At 60.2% G+C, this 17,149-nt stretch carries 17 protein-coding genes; 14 read left to right on the top strand and 3 right to left on the bottom strand.

The annotated features are described in order from the left end of the window. Positions 1-126 precede the first annotated feature (126 nt). A complete protein-coding gene (locus BFP90_RS13800) occupies positions 127-1,473 on the bottom strand; it encodes a spinster family MFS transporter (protein ID WP_065897015.1) in 1,347 nt (448 codons plus the stop codon). A 248-nt stretch (positions 1,474-1,721) separates the two neighbouring features. On the opposite strand from BFP90_RS13800, the gene BFP90_RS13795 reads away from it, so the two are divergent. Together BFP90_RS13795 and BFP90_RS13790 are read left to right on the top strand one after the other, a co-directional pair. After that, the gene (locus BFP90_RS13795) at positions 1,722-2,090 is read left to right on the top strand and encodes a YkgJ family cysteine cluster protein (protein ID WP_065886149.1); all 369 of its coding nucleotides are present in this window, start codon (positions 1,722-1,724) and stop codon (positions 2,088-2,090) included. A 137-nt stretch (positions 2,091-2,227) separates the two neighbouring features. Beyond that, the gene (locus BFP90_RS13790) at positions 2,228-4,492 is read left to right on the top strand and encodes a putative bifunctional diguanylate cyclase/phosphodiesterase (protein ID WP_065886148.1); all 2,265 of its coding nucleotides are present in this window, start codon (positions 2,228-2,230) and stop codon (positions 4,490-4,492) included. A 190-nt stretch (positions 4,493-4,682) separates the two neighbouring features. Here the strand turns inward: BFP90_RS13790 and BFP90_RS13785 are convergent, their stop codons facing one another. After that, positions 4,683-4,985 (bottom strand): DUF2288 domain-containing protein, encoded by a 303-nt coding sequence (locus tag BFP90_RS13785; protein ID WP_065886147.1) that lies wholly within the window; start codon positions 4,983-4,985, stop codon positions 4,683-4,685. A 341-nt stretch (positions 4,986-5,326) separates the two neighbouring features. Here BFP90_RS13785 and BFP90_RS13780 point away from each other — a divergent pair, with 341 nt between their 5' ends. The 9 genes from BFP90_RS13780 to BFP90_RS13740 all read left to right on the top strand — a co-directional run bounded on the left by BFP90_RS13780 (position 5,327) and on the right by BFP90_RS13740 (position 12,947). Then, positions 5,327-6,454 carry a branched-chain amino acid ABC transporter substrate-binding protein gene (locus BFP90_RS13780; protein ID WP_065886146.1) on the top strand — a complete coding sequence of 376 codons (1,128 nt, stop codon included), beginning with the start codon at positions 5,327-5,329 and terminating at the stop codon, positions 6,452-6,454. Between the two features lie 229 nt (positions 6,455-6,683). Next, positions 6,684-7,607, top strand: a complete 924-nt coding sequence (gene livH / locus BFP90_RS13775) for a high-affinity branched-chain amino acid ABC transporter permease LivH (protein WP_065886145.1) — start codon at positions 6,684-6,686, stop codon at positions 7,605-7,607. Continuing rightward, the gene (locus BFP90_RS13770; protein WP_065886144.1) at positions 7,604-8,857 is read left to right on the top strand and encodes a high-affinity branched-chain amino acid ABC transporter permease LivM; all 1,254 of its coding nucleotides are present in this window, start codon (positions 7,604-7,606) and stop codon (positions 8,855-8,857) included. The genes livH and BFP90_RS13770 overlap by 4 nt, the downstream gene beginning before the upstream one ends. Then, positions 8,854-9,621 (top strand): high-affinity branched-chain amino acid ABC transporter ATP-binding protein LivG, encoded by a 768-nt coding sequence (livG, locus tag BFP90_RS13765; RefSeq protein WP_065893410.1) that lies wholly within the window; start codon positions 8,854-8,856, stop codon positions 9,619-9,621. Before BFP90_RS13770 ends, livG begins: the two co-directional genes overlap by 4 nt. A 1-nt stretch (position 9,622) precedes the next feature. Beyond that, positions 9,623-10,324: an ABC transporter ATP-binding protein gene (locus BFP90_RS13760; RefSeq protein ID WP_010212366.1), complete on the top strand. Its 702-nt coding sequence runs from the start codon at positions 9,623-9,625 to the stop codon at positions 10,322-10,324. 169 nt (positions 10,325-10,493) lie between these two features. Further along, the gene (locus BFP90_RS13755) at positions 10,494-10,790 is read left to right on the top strand and encodes a BufA1 family periplasmic bufferin-type metallophore (RefSeq protein WP_065893409.1); all 297 of its coding nucleotides are present in this window, start codon (positions 10,494-10,496) and stop codon (positions 10,788-10,790) included. 23 nt (positions 10,791-10,813) lie between these two features. After that, positions 10,814-11,692, top strand: coding sequence for an MNIO family bufferin maturase (locus BFP90_RS13750; protein ID WP_065897014.1), 879 nt, complete (start codon positions 10,814-10,816; stop codon positions 11,690-11,692). Beyond that, positions 11,689-12,450 carry an HvfC/BufC N-terminal domain-containing protein gene (locus BFP90_RS13745; protein ID WP_065897013.1) on the top strand — a complete coding sequence of 254 codons (762 nt, stop codon included), beginning with the start codon at positions 11,689-11,691 and terminating at the stop codon, positions 12,448-12,450. The genes BFP90_RS13750 and BFP90_RS13745 overlap by 4 nt, the downstream gene beginning before the upstream one ends. Positions 12,451-12,461: 11 nt before the next feature. Beyond that, positions 12,462-12,947: a DoxX family protein gene (locus BFP90_RS13740; protein ID WP_065893406.1), complete on the top strand. Its 486-nt coding sequence runs from the start codon at positions 12,462-12,464 to the stop codon at positions 12,945-12,947. Here BFP90_RS13740 and BFP90_RS13735 read toward each other — a convergent pair. Continuing rightward, on the bottom strand, positions 12,938-13,852 hold the full coding sequence (locus tag BFP90_RS13735; protein ID WP_065893405.1) for a LysR family transcriptional regulator: 915 nt from the start codon (positions 13,850-13,852) through the stop codon (positions 12,938-12,940). The two genes, BFP90_RS13740 and BFP90_RS13735, sit on opposite strands and share 10 nt — an antisense overlap. Before the next feature lie 104 nt (positions 13,853-13,956). Here BFP90_RS13735 and BFP90_RS13730 point away from each other — a divergent pair, with 104 nt between their 5' ends. The 3 genes from BFP90_RS13730 to BFP90_RS13720 all read left to right on the top strand — a co-directional run bounded on the left by BFP90_RS13730 (position 13,957) and on the right by BFP90_RS13720 (position 17,043). Beyond that, positions 13,957-14,556 carry a short chain dehydrogenase gene (locus tag BFP90_RS13730; RefSeq protein WP_065886136.1) on the top strand — a complete coding sequence of 200 codons (600 nt, stop codon included), beginning with the start codon at positions 13,957-13,959 and terminating at the stop codon, positions 14,554-14,556. 95 nt (positions 14,557-14,651) lie between these two features. Further along, on the top strand, positions 14,652-15,323 hold the full coding sequence (locus BFP90_RS13725) for a COG3650 family protein (RefSeq protein ID WP_065886135.1): 672 nt from the start codon (positions 14,652-14,654) through the stop codon (positions 15,321-15,323). 106 nt (positions 15,324-15,429) lie between these two features. After that, positions 15,430-17,043: an NAD(P)/FAD-dependent oxidoreductase gene (locus BFP90_RS13720; RefSeq protein WP_065897012.1), complete on the top strand. Its 1,614-nt coding sequence runs from the start codon at positions 15,430-15,432 to the stop codon at positions 17,041-17,043. The last annotated feature ends 106 nt before the right edge of the window (positions 17,044-17,149 follow it).

The raw sequence follows: 17,149 nt of genomic DNA, 5'->3' as shown, positions 1-17,149 counted from the left end.
ATCCAACATCCTGGTCGGCCCAGAGGCCGCCATCGGGGGCAAGTCGAATCGTCGCACCGCCCCTCCCACACTTGACTGTGTTCACAAATCAAAATGTGGGGGGAGCCCGATAGCCTCACCTCGGTCTCAAGCAGTCGCCGCAGCAGCCGGCACCTGCACCGCACTCAACCCTTCCTTCATCCGCCTGGCATCACGCACAAAACTGCGCGAAGCCTGAAACAAAAACAGCATAGTCAGAAACAACGCCACCGGGATCAGATACATGGCGTCATGCAACCCCACCGCCTTATAAGCCTCGGTCATCTGCTCAGCCCCCGCCGCGTACATCGCCGCATGCGCAAAATGATCAGACAACCCGCCCACCACAATCGGCCCCATCCCCCCACCCAGCAGATACAAACCGGCAAAGAACAACGCCATCGCCGTGGCCCGCAGACGCGGTTCAACCACGTCCTGAATCGCCGTGTACACGCAGGTATAGAAGTTGTACGCAAACAGCCAGCCCACGCTGAACAGCAAGACGAACACCCCGATCTCAATACGCCCGGCATGCAAAGCCCAGGCGGTGGTGACCGTGGAGATGATCAGGCTGCACGCGGCGAACAGCAGCCGGCCATTGGCGACCCGCTGGTGGATCTTGTCGGCAATCCAGCCCCCCAGGGTCAGGCCCACCAGACCGGTCAGGCCGACGATCACACCGGTGGCCACCGCCGCCTCCTGCAAAGGCATCAGGAAGTAGCGTTGCAGCATCGGCACCAGGAATGAGTTGCACGCGTAGGTGGCGAAGTTGAAGCACAGCCCGGCCAGCACCAGCCACAGGAAAGTCGGCACCGCCAGCACACGGCGGATCGGACGGTCGACCCGTTCCTGGGACACTTGCACCGATTCCGCCGCGCCGCGTTTGGGCTCCTTGATGTAGAACATGAAAACCGCGAGGATCAGCCCCGGCACGGCGGCAATAAAGAACGGCGCGCGCCAGCTGTCGAACGCCTTGACCATCGCGCCGATGGTGAAGAATGCCAGCAACAAGCCCAACGGCAGGCCGAGCATGAAGATCCCCATGGCACGCGCGCGGCGGTGGGCGGGAAACAGATCGCCGATCAACGAATTGGCGGCGGGGGCATAGCTGGCTTCCCCGATGCCGATGCCCATGCGCACCAGCAGGAAGCTCCAGAAACTGCCGACCAGGCCATTGACCGCCGTCAGCCCGCTCCAGGCAAACAGGCCCCAGCCCATCAGTTTGCTGCGCGACCCCGTGTCGGCCAAGCGCCCCAGCGGCAGTCCGGCGATGGCATAAACGATGGTGAAAGAGGTGCCGATGATGCCGAGCTGGAAGTCGCTCAGATGCCACTCCATGCGGATCGGCTCGATGATGATCGCGGGAATGGTGCGGTCAAAGAAGTTGAACAGGTTGGCGAGGAACAGCAGGAACAGAATGCGCCAGGCATTCGCCGCTTGGGTCGAGTTCTGCATGGGTCCGTCTCTTTATTGTTATGAGAGCTGCGATGCCCACTGCATCCTGCTCAGTAGCTGCAACATAGTCAGGCCGGCGGCGCTTGTCTGTAATGATTCGTAAAGCTGATAGGGCGTGATATCCCCGAAATTACGGGACTTTCCCTACGAAAATATATCTGTGCGCCCCCCTTCCCAACGGCCACGGCCCAGATAGAATGGCGAGCCTTCCCGCAGTTCCCCTTCCCTACTCTTAATCGATGACGCCCATGTCCGAAGCCAGTCCGTGTCTGAATTGCGGTGCCTGCTGTTCACACTTTCGCGTGTCTTTCTTCTGGGGCGAATGCGCCTCATCGGGCGGTACGGTGCCCGATGACCTGGTGGTGCAGATAAACCCCACCCGCGTGGCAATGATCGGCACCGACCAGAAGCCCGCACGCTGCTGCAGCCTCGAGGGTGAAGTGGGCAAAGGCACGCGCTGTTCCATCTATGAACAGCGCTCAAGCCCCTGCCGCGAATTCGACGCCTCGTGGAGCCAGGGCGTGCACAACGTCGACTGCGATACCGCCCGCGCCGCTTTCGGTCTGGCGCCCCTCCAGGAACGACCTTTCGAACTGGATCTGCCCATCAGCGCTTAGCATCAAACGCTATGGGCGCCATGCAAAAAGAATTGAATCAAAGTGCCATTATTCATGGCAAATCCCGCGAGGCTTCTATACTCGATCTCATAGGTCACCGCCTGAGGCAGTGACGGGACGCTATGACGGGACACGCTATGGAATGGCTGGGGCTGCACTTTTTCACCGAGCTTCCAGACAACGGGCACTTATTACTCAATTGCAGTCATAACCCCTTTCTGGTGCTGCTGGCTTATCTGGTCGCCTGCGCGGCGGGCTTCGGCACGCTGGATATGGCCGAACGCGTCGGCCATGTGGAAGACCCCACCGCCCGCCGCCGCTGGCGTTGGTTGGGCGCGGGTTGCCTGGCGGGCGGTATCTGGTCGACGCATTTCATCAGCATGCTGGCATTCCAGGCGCCCATCGCCATTCATTACGAATTGCTCATGACCTTCGTCTCGCTGGTCATCGCTCTGATCGCTTCGCTGTTCGCCATGCAGACCCTCAGTCACGCGCGCCTGCGCTTGCACCAGTACGTGCTGGCCTCAGTGTGGATGGGACTGGGCATCGCGCTGATGCACTACGTCGGCATGTCGTCCATGCGCTCACAGGCCCAGGTGTACTTCGAATCCGGGCTGTTCATGGCGTCGGTGGCGATTGCCATCGGCGCGAGCCTGGCGGCGTTGTTGCTGTCGAGCTACCTGCGCAACGGTGCCGGCGTGTTTCACCAACTGCTCAAATACGCCGCCAGCCTGGTGCTGGGCGCCGGTATCCTGAGCATGCATTTCACCGGCATGGCGGCCATGCAATTGCTGGTACCCAACGGCGTGAATCTGTCACTGCCGGTGGACAACAACCCCATGCAACTGGGCCTGTCGGTGGCGGTGATTACCTTGCTGGTGATCGGCAGCAGCATCAGCGCCGCCCTGGCGGACAAAAAACTGCAGCACAAGGAACGCGATCTGCGCCGGGTCAACGCGCTGCTCAGCGAACTGGACCAGGCTCGGGCCTCATTGCAGCAGGTCGCCCATTACGACGCGCTGACCAGCTTGCTCAACCGGCGCGGCTTCAACCAGATCTTTGCGGAAAAGGTCGCTGAAAAAACCGCCTCCAACGGCATGATGGCGGTGATCTTCCTCGACATTGACCATTTCAAGCGTATCAACGACAGCCTCGGGCACGATGCCGGCGATCAACTGCTCACCGTGCTGGCCAGCCATATCAAAAGCTCGGTGCGCAGCCATGCCGACGTGGTGGCGCGCTTTGGCGGGGATGAGTTCTGCATCCTGATCAACATCCATCATCGCGACGAAGCGCGGCACATGGCCCAGCGCATCATGCAAAAGATGAAAGAACCCATCGAGCTGGCCGGCCGGCGCATGGTCATGACCACCAGCATCGGCATCAGCCTGTTTCCCGACGATGGCCAGACCTGTGAAGAACTGCTGAAAACCGCTGACCTTGCGCTTTACCAATCCAAGGACGCCGGGCGCAACAGCCTGCACTTCTTCAGTTCCAACCTCAAAACCCGCGCCTTCCTGGAGCTGCAACTGGAAGAAGAACTGCGCGCCGCCCTGCGCACGCGTAACGAGCTGGTGCTGTTCTATCAGCCGATCTTCGACATGAAGCTCGGCAAGGTCACGCGCCTGGAGGCCCTGGTGCGCTGGCAGCATCCGCAACACGGCCTGCTGGCGCCGGACCGGTTTATCGGGATTGCCGAGAGCAACGGGCTGATTGCCGAACTGGACCACTGGGTCTTGCGCCAGGCCTGTCATGACCTGAGCCTGCTGTCTGATCGCGGCTACACCGAGCTGACCATGTCCGTGAACTGCTCGGCCCTGAACCTGGCCCGGGATGAACTGGCGGACGAAATCGAAGCCGCCCTGCGCTTTGCCAGCATTGCCGCCAATCGCCTGGAGCTGGAAGTCACCGAAAACGCGTTGATGGGCAATATCAGCAGCACCCTGGCCTTGTTGCGGCAGATCCGCGCCCTGGGCGTGTCCCTGGCCATCGATGACTTCGGCACTGGCTATTCATCGCTGGCCTATCTCAAGCGCCTGCCCCTCACCACCTTGAAGATCGACCGCTCGTTTATCCAGGATGTTCCCAAGTCCACCGCCGACAGCGAAATCGTCCAGGCGATTATCGGCATGGCCCATACGCTGCATCTGGAAGTGGTGACCGAAGGGGTGGAAACCCAGGCGCAATTCGAACTGTTGCTGCAGCATGGCTGCGATTTCATTCAGGGTTATCTGCTGAGCCCGGCGGTGGCCTTCAGCGAAATCATCGGCGTCATGCAGGGCATGCAGATACGCAACCCGCTGCACACGTTCAGCGCAGCCGCCAATAAAGACGCGGCTTCGCCCAAGGCACCTGCACCGGCGCGCGTGAGCCCGCCTTCCACGGTGAGGCCCATTCGCTGAAGCGGCCACGCCCAATACCTTGAAACAATTTCCCGGCACTTACCCCGGCTCCCCAACTGTTCCCGTGACGTTAACGTCACCGTCAGGCTGTGACCTTTCTCTACGGCAAGGTGCCATCACTGGCCAAGCGGTTACTCCGCTACACACTTGCCCAAGCGCGAGCAGTGCACCCTTTTTGATCACGACTTTCTTATGCCGCCCTTTCCTGGATCAAAATCCACGGCGAGACCACCACCGCCCACAGGCCCGGGTCACGCTCGACCAGGTCCAACGCCCGCGTCGCAGACACTTCGCCAACGCTCCCCGCAGCCAGCCAGGCAGCGACTTTATCGCGATTGTCTTCCGCCATCGCCTCGGCCGCTTCGATCAAATCCAGCCCGGCATCGACCCACAATAGGGCACCCTTGGCAAAGAACGGTTCGAGCTCCTTCCAGGAAATTTCGGCGGTTTCACCGAGCAGCTTGGCATAGAGGGTGCTAGGTTCTTGCGTCATGGGAGTTCACCTGAGTAAAAAATCGGCGCAATCATAGCGTCGTGGCTCAGTCAGAAAAACCCAGTAGCAAATGAGGTAGCGATTGAAAGCGTCGGAAAAGCCAGGGAATGCTTGAAAGGCTGGTATAACCCCGGCGCAATTCTGTCTTTTTCTTTCATTTAAGCGACACAACCCGGTTTTGCCCCCGACAGCCAGCTTTTCAAGCGATCAACCGGCGCTCTACACTGTACCGGTACAGTTGCCAGGGCAATGCCGGGGGGATATCCGCGATATCTGATCCGGTTCTGCAGCTCACAAGGCCGCTAGAACTATAAAAAATACAACAGTAAGAGTGGAGCACTATGAATAAGGCTACTAAGCAGATTTCCAAACTGTTTGCCGCTATGGTCCTGGCTGGGGTTGCCGGCCATTCGTTCGCAGCCGATACCATCAAGATCGGTATCGCGGGTCCCAAGACCGGTCCCGTAACGCAATACGGCGACATGCAATTCATGGGTGCCAAGCAGGCCATCGCCGACATCAACGCCAAGGGCGGCGTAGACGGCAAAATGCTTGAAGCCAAGGAATACGATGACGCCTGCGATCCGAAACAGGCCGTTGCCGTCGCCAACAAAGTGGTCAATGACGGCGTCAAGTTCGTGGTCGGTCACCTCTGCTCCAGCTCCACTCAGCCCGCGTCGGATATCTATGAAGACGAAGGCGTCATCATGATTACCCCGGCAGCCACCAGCCCGGAAATCACCGCCCGTGGCTACAAGCTGATCTTCCGCACCATCGGCCTGGACAGCGCACAAGGCCCGGCGGCCGGCAACTACATCGCCGACCACGTGAAGCCGAAAATCGTTGCCGTACTGCACGACAAGCAGCAATACGGTGAAGGCATCGCCAGCGCCGTGAAGAAAACCCTTGAAGAAAAAGGCGTCAAAGTTGCCGTCTTCGAAGGCCTGAACGCCGGTGACAAGGACTTCTCCTCGATCATCCAGAAACTCAAGCAAGCCAACGTCGACTTCGTCTACTACGGCGGCTACCACCCTGAGCTGGGCCTGATCCTGCGCCAAGCCAAGGAAAAAGGCCTGAACGCCAAGTTCATGGGCCCTGAAGGCGTCGGCAACGACTCCATCTCGCAAATCGCCCAAGGCGCTTCCGAAGGCCTGCTGGTGACCCTGCCGAAATCCTTCGACACCGACCCTGCCAACAAAGCCATCGTTGAAGAGTTTGCCAAGAACAAGCAGGACCCGACCGGTCCGTTCGTGTTCCCGGCCTACTCGGCCATCGAAGTGATCGCCGGCGGCATCAAGGCCGCCAAGAGCGAAGACACCGCCAAGGTGGCCGAAGCCATCCACGCCGGTACCTTCAAGACCCCTACCGGCGAACTGAGCTTCGACGCCAAGGGCGACCTGAAGGACTTCAAGTTCGTGGTCTATGAATGGCACTTCGGCAAACCAAAAACCGAAGTTTCCCCTCAGTAAGCCAGGCGTTACTGGTCCAACAAGCCCACTGTGAGAGCAGTGGGCTTTGTTTTACGAGGTTTATGGGCCTGTCACCCGCGATCCGGGCGCTGGCTCACCTGAAAATCTTAAAACCGTCACCAGCGGTTCGCTGGCAAACGCTTTGTGCAAATGTGCTCACAGAACACAGCGCAGGGCCGGAACATGACTCCACCAGTGAAATGCGTATCGGGTTTTTAGGAGCGCTGTAATGCCTGAGATCTATCATTTTTTCCAACAGCTGGTTAATGGCCTGACCATTGGCAGCACCTATGCCTTGATAGCCATTGGCTACACAATGGTTTACGGCATCATTGGAATGATTAACTTCGCCCATGGCGAGGTGTACATGATTGGTTCCTACGTGGCCTTCATCGCCCTTGCCGGGCTGGCCATGATGGGTATCCACTCCCTGCCGCTGTTGATGACCGCTGCGTTCCTGGCATCGATCGTCGTGACCAGTGCCTATGGCTACAGTATCGAGCGTGTTGCCTACCGCCCCCTGCGTGGCAGCAACCGGTTGATCCCGCTGATTTCCGCCATCGGCATGTCGATTTTCCTGCAGAACACCGTATTGCTGTCCCAGGACTCCAAGGACAAGTCGATTCCCAACCTGATTCCGGGGAGCATTTCCTTCGGTCCCGGTGGTGCGGAAGAAGTGCTGATCTCCTACATGCAGATCCTGGTCTTCATCGTCACCCTGGTGGCCATGCTCGGCCTCACGCTGTTCATTTCCCGCTCCCGTCTGGGGCGCGCCTGCCGGGCCTGCGCCGAAGACATCAAGATGGCCAACCTGCTGGGCATCAACACCAACAACATCATCGCCCTGACCTTCGTGATCGGCGCCGCACTTGCAGCCGTCGCGGCCGTGTTGCTGAGCATGCAATACGGCGTGATCAACCCCAACGCCGGCTTCCTGGTGGGCCTCAAGGCCTTTACCGCGGCGGTACTGGGCGGCATCGGCAGCATCCCGGGCGCCATGCTCGGCGGGCTGGTGCTGGGCGTGGCCGAAGCCTTCGGCGCCGATATCTTCGGTGACCAGTACAAGGACGTCGTGGCATTCGGCTTGTTGGTTCTGGTGTTGTTGTTCCGTCCGACCGGCATCCTGGGCCGTCCGGAGGTTGAGAAAGTATGAGCAGATATCTTAAATCGGCGTTTTTCAGCGCCTTGCTGGTATGGGCCGTGGCCTTTCCGGTACTCGGCCTCAAGCTGAGCATTGTCGGGATCAACCTGGAGGTGCATGGCACCGGGCCGCTGACGTTGAGCATCATCGCGGTGTGTTCGGTTCTGATGTTTTTGCGGGTACTGTTTACCCACCAGCTGGGTGGGTTATTCAAACGCAATCGTGGTCCGTTGGTTTCACCCAAGGTCAGCCAATTCCTGACCCTCCCGCGTACACAGCGTTACATCATCATCGCCCTGATCGCCGCCGCCCTCGTATGGCCATTTTTTGGCTCTCGAGGTGCGGTGGATATCGGTATCTTGATCCTGATTTACGTGATGCTTGGGCTGGGGTTGAACATTGTGGTGGGTCTGGCGGGTTTGCTCGACCTGGGTTACGTAGGCTTTTACGCTGTTGGCGCTTACACCTACGCACTGCTGTCGCACTACCTCGGCTGGGGCTTCTGGATCTGCCTGCCAATTGCCGGAATGATGGCTGCCACCTTCGGTTTCCTTCTGGGTTTCCCAGTGTTGCGACTGCGCGGCGACTACCTGGCAATCGTGACGCTCGGCTTCGGGGAAATAATTCGTCTGTTTCTTCGCAACCTGACTGACCTCACCGGTGGGCCGAACGGCATAAGCAACATTCCCAAGCCAACGTTTTTCGGTCTTCCGCTCGATAAAACTGCGCCTGATGGCGGACAAACGTTTCATGAGTACTTCGGTTTGGTTTACAGCGGATCTGACAAGATAGTGTTCCTCTATCTGATTGCGCTGTTGCTGGTGCTTGCGACCTTGTTCGTGATCAATCGCTTACTGCGCATGCCGATCGGCCGAGCCTGGGAGGCATTACGTGAAGACGAGATCGCCTGCCGTGCTTTGGGCATGAACCCGACAGTGATCAAACTCTCGGCATTTACCCTCGGGGCGACATTCGCCGGTTTTGCCGGCAGCTTCTTTGCTGCCCGTCAGGGGCTGGTTACACCTGAGTCGTTTACCTTCCTCGAGTCGGCGATCATTCTGGCGATTGTCGTATTGGGCGGAATGGGTTCACAACTGGGCGTTATTCTGGCTGCCGTGGTAATGACGCTGCTCCCGGAACTGATGCGCGACTTCAGTGAATACCGCATGTTGATGTTCGGTGCACTCATGGTGCTGATGATGATCTGGCGCCCTCAAGGCCTGCTGCCCATGCAACGTCCACACATGGAGCTGCGCAAATGAGCCGCGAGATCCTGAAAGTCGAAAATCTGAGCATGCGCTTCGGCGGCTTGCTGGCGGTCAATGGCGTTGCCCTGACCGTCAAGGAGAAACAGGTTGTGGCGCTGATCGGCCCGAACGGCGCCGGCAAGACCACGGTGTTCAACTGCCTCACCGGTTTCTACAAGCCGAGCGGCGGCAATATCCTGCTGGACGGTCAGCCGATCCAGGGCCTGGCCGGTCACGAAATCGCCCGCAAGGGTGTGGTGCGAACCTTCCAGAACGTGCGTTTGTTCAAGGACATGACGGCGGTCGAGAACCTGCTGATCGCCCAGCACCGTCACCTGAACACCAACTTCTTCGCAGGCCTGTTCAAGACCCCGGCGTTCCGCAAGAGCGAGCGCGAGGCCATGGAGTACGCGGAATACTGGCTGGACAAGGTCAATCTCACCGAGTTCGCCAACCGTCCGGCCGGCACCCTCGCCTACGGCCAGCAACGCCGCCTGGAAATCGCCCGCTGCATGATGACCCGCCCGCGGATCCTGATGCTCGACGAACCGGCGGCCGGCCTGAACCCCAAGGAAACCGAAGACCTCAAGGCGCTGATCGGCGTGTTGCGTGAGGAAAACAACGCCACCGTGCTGTTGATCGAACACGACATGAAACTGGTCATGAGCATTTCCGACCATATCGTGGTGATCAACCAGGGCACGCCGCTGGCCGACGGGACGCCGGAGCAGATCCGCGACAATCCCGAAGTGATCAAAGCCTATCTGGGGGAAGCGTAAAATGCTGCAATTCGAAAACGTTTCCACTTTCTACGGCAAGATCCAGGCCCTGCACAGCGTCAACGTGGAAGTGCGCCAGGGAGAGATCGTGACCCTGATCGGCGCCAACGGTGCCGGCAAGTCCACCCTGCTGATGACCCTGTGCGGCTCGCCCCAGGCTCACAGCGGCAGCATCCGCTACATGGGTGAAGAGCTGGTGGGCCAGCAGTCGTCGCAGATCATGCGCAAGAGCATTGCGGTGGTACCGGAAGGCCGTCGCGTGTTCTCGCGCCTGACCGTGGAGGAAAACCTGGCCATGGGCGGGTTCTTTACCGACAAGGGCGACTACCAGGAGCAGATGGACAAGGTGCTGCACCTGTTCCCCCGTCTCAAGGAACGCTTCAGCCAGCGCGGCGGCACCATGTCCGGCGGCGAGCAGCAAATGCTCGCCATCGGCCGCGCGTTGATGAGCAAGCCCAAGCTGTTGCTGCTGGACGAGCCATCTTTGGGCCTGGCACCGATCATCATCCAGCAGATCTTCGACATCATCGAACAACTGCGCAAGGACGGCGTGACGGTGTTTTTGGTGGAGCAGAACGCCAACCAGGCCCTGAAAATCGCCGACCGCGCCTATGTACTGGAGAACGGCCGGGTGGTGATGCAGGGCACGGGCGAGCAATTGCTGACGGATCCGAAGGTGCGTGAAGCCTATCTGGGCGGTTGATGACTTCGCAGTGTAACGACCATGAAAGGAGCCGGGAAACCGACTCCTTTTTTATTGACGATTTAAAAAGATTTCTCCTACGCCGTTGTAACGAATTTCTCCGTACCGTCTCTAGTGGTGTGAGCAAGCAATCAAGCCTGCCACCTCAACCCGCTGCTGGAGACACACCATGACCACCAAACTGTCCGCCGCTACCCTCGTCCTTGCCCTTGGTTCAGCCCTGAGCCTGTCCGGCCTGACCACCACCGCCCATGCCGCCGACGACATGCAGAAATGCTTCGGTGTCGCCGAAGCCGGCAAGAACGACTGCGCCGCCGGCGCCGGCACTTCCTGCGCCGGCACGTCCAAAACCAAGGACCAGGCCAACGCCTGGAAACTGGTCCCAGCCGGTACCTGCCTCAAGACCCCAAGCACCACCTCGCCGACCGGTTTCGGCCAGGAAGCAGCCTTCACCGCAAAGTCCTGAAACCCCGCGTAACCTGAGTACTGATGATGACCCTTTCATCCCTGCAAGCCGTCTCCCAGGCTCAGGTACCCGGCCTGCCGCGTCGGGCCGGACTGGGACTGAAGAACGAGCACTTCACTGAGGTGCTCGGAACTTCACCCGACATTGGTTTCTTTGAAGTGCATGCCGAAAACTACATGGTTGCCGGCGGCCCCTTTCACCACTACCTGGGGTTGATTCGCGAAGGCTACCCGCTGTCGTTGCACGGCGTGGGGCTCTCCATCGGCGGCGAAGGTCCACTCGACCCTGAGCACCTGGCGCGACTGGTCAGGCTGATTGATCGCTATCAACCCCACTCGTTTTCCGAACACCTGGCCTGGTCCAGCCACGGCCCGGTATTTCTCAATGACCTGCTGCCCCTGGCCTACGATGCGCAAACCCTGGCTCGGGTATGCGCGCACATAGACCAGCTGCAAAGCACGCTCAAGCGGCCGATGCTGCTGGAGAATCCTTCAACTTACGTGCAGTTTCAGCGCTCCACCCTGGACGAAACCGACTTCATCAGCGAAATCGTCCGGCGCACCGGCTGCGGGTTGCTGCTGGACGTCAATAACGTCTACGTGTCGTGCATCAATCATCAGCGTGACCCGCTGACCTACATCGATGCACTACCGTTGCATGCCGTCGGCGAGATACATCTGGCCGGCTTTGCCGAAGATTCCGACAGCCTGGGCGAACGACTGCTCATCGATGATCACGGTGCGCCGATCGACGATGCGGTGTGGCGGCTCTACGAACAGGTGCTCACACGCACGGGGCCGGTGGCCACACTGATCGAGCGTGATAACCAGGTGCCGGCCTTCAGTGTGCTGCACGCCGAGGCACGGCAAGCCGAACGTTGCCTGGCGCAGGTGATGTCATGAGTGTTCAGAGCGCGTTCGCCGATGCGCTGCTCGCGGCACACGGTAGCTGCCCGGATGGCCTGTTCAGCAGCAACGGCGCCGACCCCGCCAGCCGCTTTGCGGTGTACCGCAACAATGTCCAGGGCTCGTTGATCAATGCGCTGGCAGCCAGTTACCCGGTGACATTGCAACTGGTGGGCGATGAATTCTTCCGCGCCATGGCCAGCCTTTTCGTACAGGCTAACCCGCCTACCAGCCCGTTGATCAACGAGTACGGCAGCAGACTCGCCGATTTTATCCAGGCATTCGAACCGGCCGACAGCGTGCCCTACCTGGCGGATATCGCACGGCTGGAGCGCCTGCGGATACGTGCCTATCACGCAGCCGACACGCCGACGCTGTGCCAGCAGCACATTCTTCAACACCTGCAGGGTCAAGAAAACCTGGGGCAGTTGAGCCTGCAATTGCATCCATCGCTCGCCACCTTGCGCTCTCCCTATGCGGTGGTGGCGATATGGGCCGCTCACCAGAATGACAGCGATGTCACCGGTTTCAGCCCCTGGCCTGCGCAAAATGCAGTGGTGTTGCGCCAGGGGTTAGCGGTCAAGACGTTCGCCATCGACAGCGGTTCGGTGAGCTTTATCAACTGCCTGAACCAAGGCACGGGGCTGGAAATGGCAGTGGAGCACGCCTTGCAGGCCTCATCCGAATTCGACCTGCATCAATGCCTGACGCTGTTGATCAGCCATGACGCCATCACTCATCTGCACCTCGAATAAAAGGTATCGCCATGAACCGTTCCGCTGCTGGCCTGCTGACCCAGGCCATCGCCCTTTTCGAAAAAATCCCCTACAGCCTGATCGCCTTTATCGCACGCTTCTCCATTGCGGCGGTGTTCTGGAAGTCCGGGCAAACCAAGGTTGAAGGCTTTGCCATCGACCTGATCAGCGGCACCTTCGAACTGGGTGAACCCCGGCTTGCCGCCTCGACCTTGCCCTTGTTTCGCAGCGAATACCACGTCCCACTGTTGTCCCCCGAAGTCGCCGCGCACCTGGCAGCCTTTGCCGAGCACTTCTTCCCGGTACTGATCCTGCTGGGGTTGGCCACGCGATTCTCGGCCCTGGCCTTGATTGGCATGACCCTGACCATTCAGTTGTTCGTCTATCCAGACGCCTACCCCACCCATGGCACCTGGATTGCGCTGTTATTACTGTTGGTGGCCAAGGGCCCGGGCCGGTTGTCCATCGACCACTGGATCGCTCGGCGCTACCGCTGAAGGCGATCCAGGGTTGCACCGCTGCGCTTGAACCAGTCCACCAGGTAGTCGGCCAACACCTGGGTGCGTCGCGGCAGGCCACCTTGGTAGGGATGCACCAGGTACATCGGCTGGCTGCGCGTCTGATAGTCACGCAACAGCGCGCATAATCGGCCCTCGGCCAGTTCCGTCGGCAGCAGGTACGACGGCAGCCGCGCGATACCAGCGCCCACCAATGCGGCCTTCTTCAACAGGTTGTAGTGGTTGGACGCGAAGGTGCCGCTCACCCGCACACGCAACAGCTCATGCTGCTGGTGATACAGCCATTCTTCGCGGCCGCTGTAGTGGCTGTTGAGCAGACAGGTGTGGCCCGCCAGGTCCGCCGGGCGCAGCGGTTCGCCGTGCTGTTGCAGGTAGGCCGGGCTGGCGCAGGTCATCTCGTGCCAGGCCAAAAGCGGCTTGACCACCAGGCGCTCGTTCTCGATGGCCCCCGAGCGCACGCCCAGATCGAACCCGTCCCGTGCCAGGTCTCGATAGCTGTTGTTCAGTTCCAGTTCGATCTGCACCTGCGGATACTGCCTGGAAAACTCCAGCAACAAGCCATCGAAGAACGTCTCTCCCAGGGAAACCGGAACCGTCATACGCACTGGACCGGCCAAGTCATCCTTGAGCCGCGCCAAGGCCTGACGCGCACGTTCCACCTGCACCACCAGCGCCTGTGCCTGGGGCAGCAGCGCCGCACCCGCGGCGGTAAGGCTCAGCTTGCGCGTGGTGCGATGCAACAACACCACGCCGAACTGCGCCTCCAACTGGCTGATCCGCTTGGACAATTGCCCCTTGCTGCAGCCCAGTTGCTCGGCCGCCAGGGTGAAACTGCCGGCTTCGATCAATACGGCGAAAGCCGCCAGATCGTCCATTTCGCTCATCGATTGTTTCCAATTGAAAACCAACGGTTGCCCATTAGCGCGTTTATCCACGGAAAAAGCCACTCTAGACTTAACCTTCATCTCACTCCCGGAGAAACAGCACGATGAAAATCCTTTTGATTGGTGCCGGCGGCACGATCGGTTCGGCGGTTAAGGCAGAGCTGGCGCAGCGTCACGACGTGATCGCCATCGGCCGCAACAGCGGCGACTTCCAGGTCGATATCAGCGACAGCGCCTCGATACGCAAGCTGTTCGAGCAGACCGGCACGTTCGACGCGCTGATCTGCGCGGCAGGCAGTGTGAACTTCGTGGCGTTGGGCGAGATGAGCGCAACCGACTTCGAACTGGGCTTGCGTGACAAGCTGATGGGCCAGGTCAACCTGTTGTTGATCGGCCGGGAGTTCGCCAATGACGGCGCGTCGTTTACCTTCACCAGCGGCATTCTGAACCGTGATCCGATTCGCACCGGCGCGTCGGCGGCACTGGTCAACGGCGCACTGGACGCCTTCGTCAAGGCAGCGGCCATCGAACTGCCCCGGGGGCTGCGTATCAATAGCGTGAGCCCGACGGTACTGGTGGAGGCCATGGGCAGCTACGCACCCTATTTCCGTGGGTTCAAACCGGTGGCCGGCGCCGAAGTGGCTTTAGCCTACGCAAAAAGTGTCGAGGGCTTGCAGACCGGTCAGACGTTTATCGTGGGCTAAGTTTCAGGTTTGTAAGAATCGCCTGAAGCTGGGCTGCGGGCTTGTGATGCGGCGCGAGCCTGCGTAACGTGACGGCACTTGTCTGGAGACCGAAAATGCGTGCCGCCTCGACCCTTACCCTGCTCGCCCTGTTCCCTTTGTTCGCCGCTTGCCAGATGTTCGACAGCGAGCCGGCCAAGCTGTCCACTGTCGGACTGACCCGCATGCAGGGCGAACTGACGGCGGTTGACGGCAAGCTGTTGTTCCAGCCCTGCCAGGACCAGCGCAACTACGTGGTCAGCGATACCGCCGGCACCAGCATCCTGCAGGAAGCCGCCTCCCTGGCCGGTCAGCAAGGCACGTTGTTCGCCGACTTGCGTGGCAAGTTTTCCGGCGTCGCCAGCGGCACCCAGGGCTCGGTGGACCTGCAACAGCTGTACCGTGTCGAGCGCTCGACATCGGCCTGCAACGACCCGGACTTCAAACGCATGATCCTGCGGGCAAACGGCCATAAGCCGGCCTGGGCGATGAGCGTCACGGCCAAGGGCATGGTGCTGGAGCGCGAAGGCCAGCCGCCTCTGGCGGTGCCTTATGTCGAAGAGCAACTGGGCGATGGGCGCTTCAACCTGATGACCGACGCCAATCACCAGCACATCGAATTGTGGGTCGCCCCGCAGCGCTGCGTCGACAGCGTGAGCGGCAGCCTGCAACACATGAGCGCCGAGCTGCGTGTCAACGGCCAGGTACAGCGTGGTTGCGCGGCATTTGGCGGCTCGCGGGACGACTGATCGTCACCCGCACTGTTTTAACCTGACGGAAAAACCCTATTGGGGCTTATAATCGCCGGTTTGCAAAACAGCCGGCCTTGTTGCCCGCCGCCTACCGGATCCTGTCATGTTACGAATCACCGAACTCAAGCTGCCCATCGACCATCCCGAAGAGGACCTGCGGCATGCCATCGTGCAGCGCCTGGGCATCGCCAGTGATGACCTGCTCGATTTCACCCTGTTCAAGCGCAGCTATGATGCCCGCAAGAAGTCCTCGGAGCTGTGCTTCATCTACACCGTCGACCTCAATGTGAAGAACGAAGCCGCCCTGCTGCTCAAGTTTGCCGATGATCGCAACGTCAATCCGGCGCCGGATGTCAGCTACCACGTGGTGGGCAAGGCACCGCAAGGCCTGGTCGAACGGCCGGTGGTGGTCGGTTTCGGCCCCTGCGGAATCTTCGCCGGGCTGCTGCTGGCACAGATGGGTTTCAAGCCGATCATCCTCGAGCGTGGCAAGGAAGTGCGCCAACGCACCAAGGACACCTGGGGCCTGTGGCGCAAAAGCGTGCTCAACCCCGAGTCCAACGTGCAGTTCGGCGAAGGCGGCGCCGGGACCTTCTCCGACGGCAAGTTGTACAGCCAGATCAAGGACCCGAAATTCCACGGGCGCAAGGTGCTGCACGAGTTCGTCAAGGCCGGTGCGCCGGAAGAGATTCTGTATGTCAGCAAACCGCATATCGGCACGTTCCGCCTGACCGGCGTGGTGGAAAACATGCGCCAGCAGATCATCGCCCTGGGCGGTGAAGTACGCTTCGAACAGCGGGTCACCGACGTACTGATCGAAGATGGCCAGTTGAATGGCGTGGTCATCGATGGCGGCGAGCACATCCTCTCCAGGCACGTGATCCTTGCCCTGGGCCACAGTGCCCGCGACACCTTCCGCATGCTTCACAGCCGTGGCGTGTACATGGAGGCCAAGCCGTTCTCGGTGGGCTTCCGGATCGAGCACCCGCAATCGTTGATCGACGCCGCACGCCTGGGCAAATACGCCGGGCACCCGAAACTCGGTGCCGCCGACTACAAATTGGTGCACCACGCCAAAAACGGTCGCTCGGTCTACAGCTTCTGCATGTGCCCCGGCGGCACCGTGGTGGCAGCGACGTCGGAGCCCAATCGTGTCGTGACCAACGGCATGAGCCAATATTCGCGTAATGAGCGCAACGCCAACTCAGGCATCGTGGTCGGCATCACACCCGAAGTGGACTACCCGGGCGGACCGCTCGCCGGTATCGAACTGCAGGAGCGCCTGGAGTCCCATGCCTACGTGCTCGGCGGCAGCAATTACGAGGCCCCGGCGCAGCTGGTCGGCGATTTCATCGCAGGCAAGCCATCCACGGCTATCGGCAGCGTGGAACCGTCCTACAAGCCGGGGGTATCCCTGGGTGACTTGGCCCTGGCCCTGCCGGACTTCGCCATCGAAGCCATCCGCGAAGCCTTGCCGGCATTCGAGAAGCAGATCAAAGGCTACTCGCTGCACGACGCGGTCTTGACCGGTATCGAGACCCGCACCTCATCGCCGCTGCGCATTACCCGCAATGAATCGATGCAGAGCCTGAACGTGAAAGGCTTGTTCCCGGCCGGTGAAGGCGCGGGTTATGCCGGGGGCATCCTGTCGGCGGGCGTCGATGGCATTCGGATTGCCGAGGCCCTGGCGCGGGACATGCTGGGCATCGAAGCCTGAGAACATGTGGGAGGGGGCCCCCGATAGCCATAGGTGTCTACACAACTCTGTAGCGCTCAACCGTAACCACGATGCGAAGCGAGTCGCTCTTGATCTTGACCTGCTT

This window comes from Pseudomonas sp. 24 E 13 (assembly GCF_900004715.1).
GTDB lineage: Bacteria > Pseudomonadota > Gammaproteobacteria > Pseudomonadales > Pseudomonadaceae > Aquipseudomonas > Aquipseudomonas orientalis_A.
This window is presented reverse-complemented; position numbering and strand designations above follow the sequence as displayed.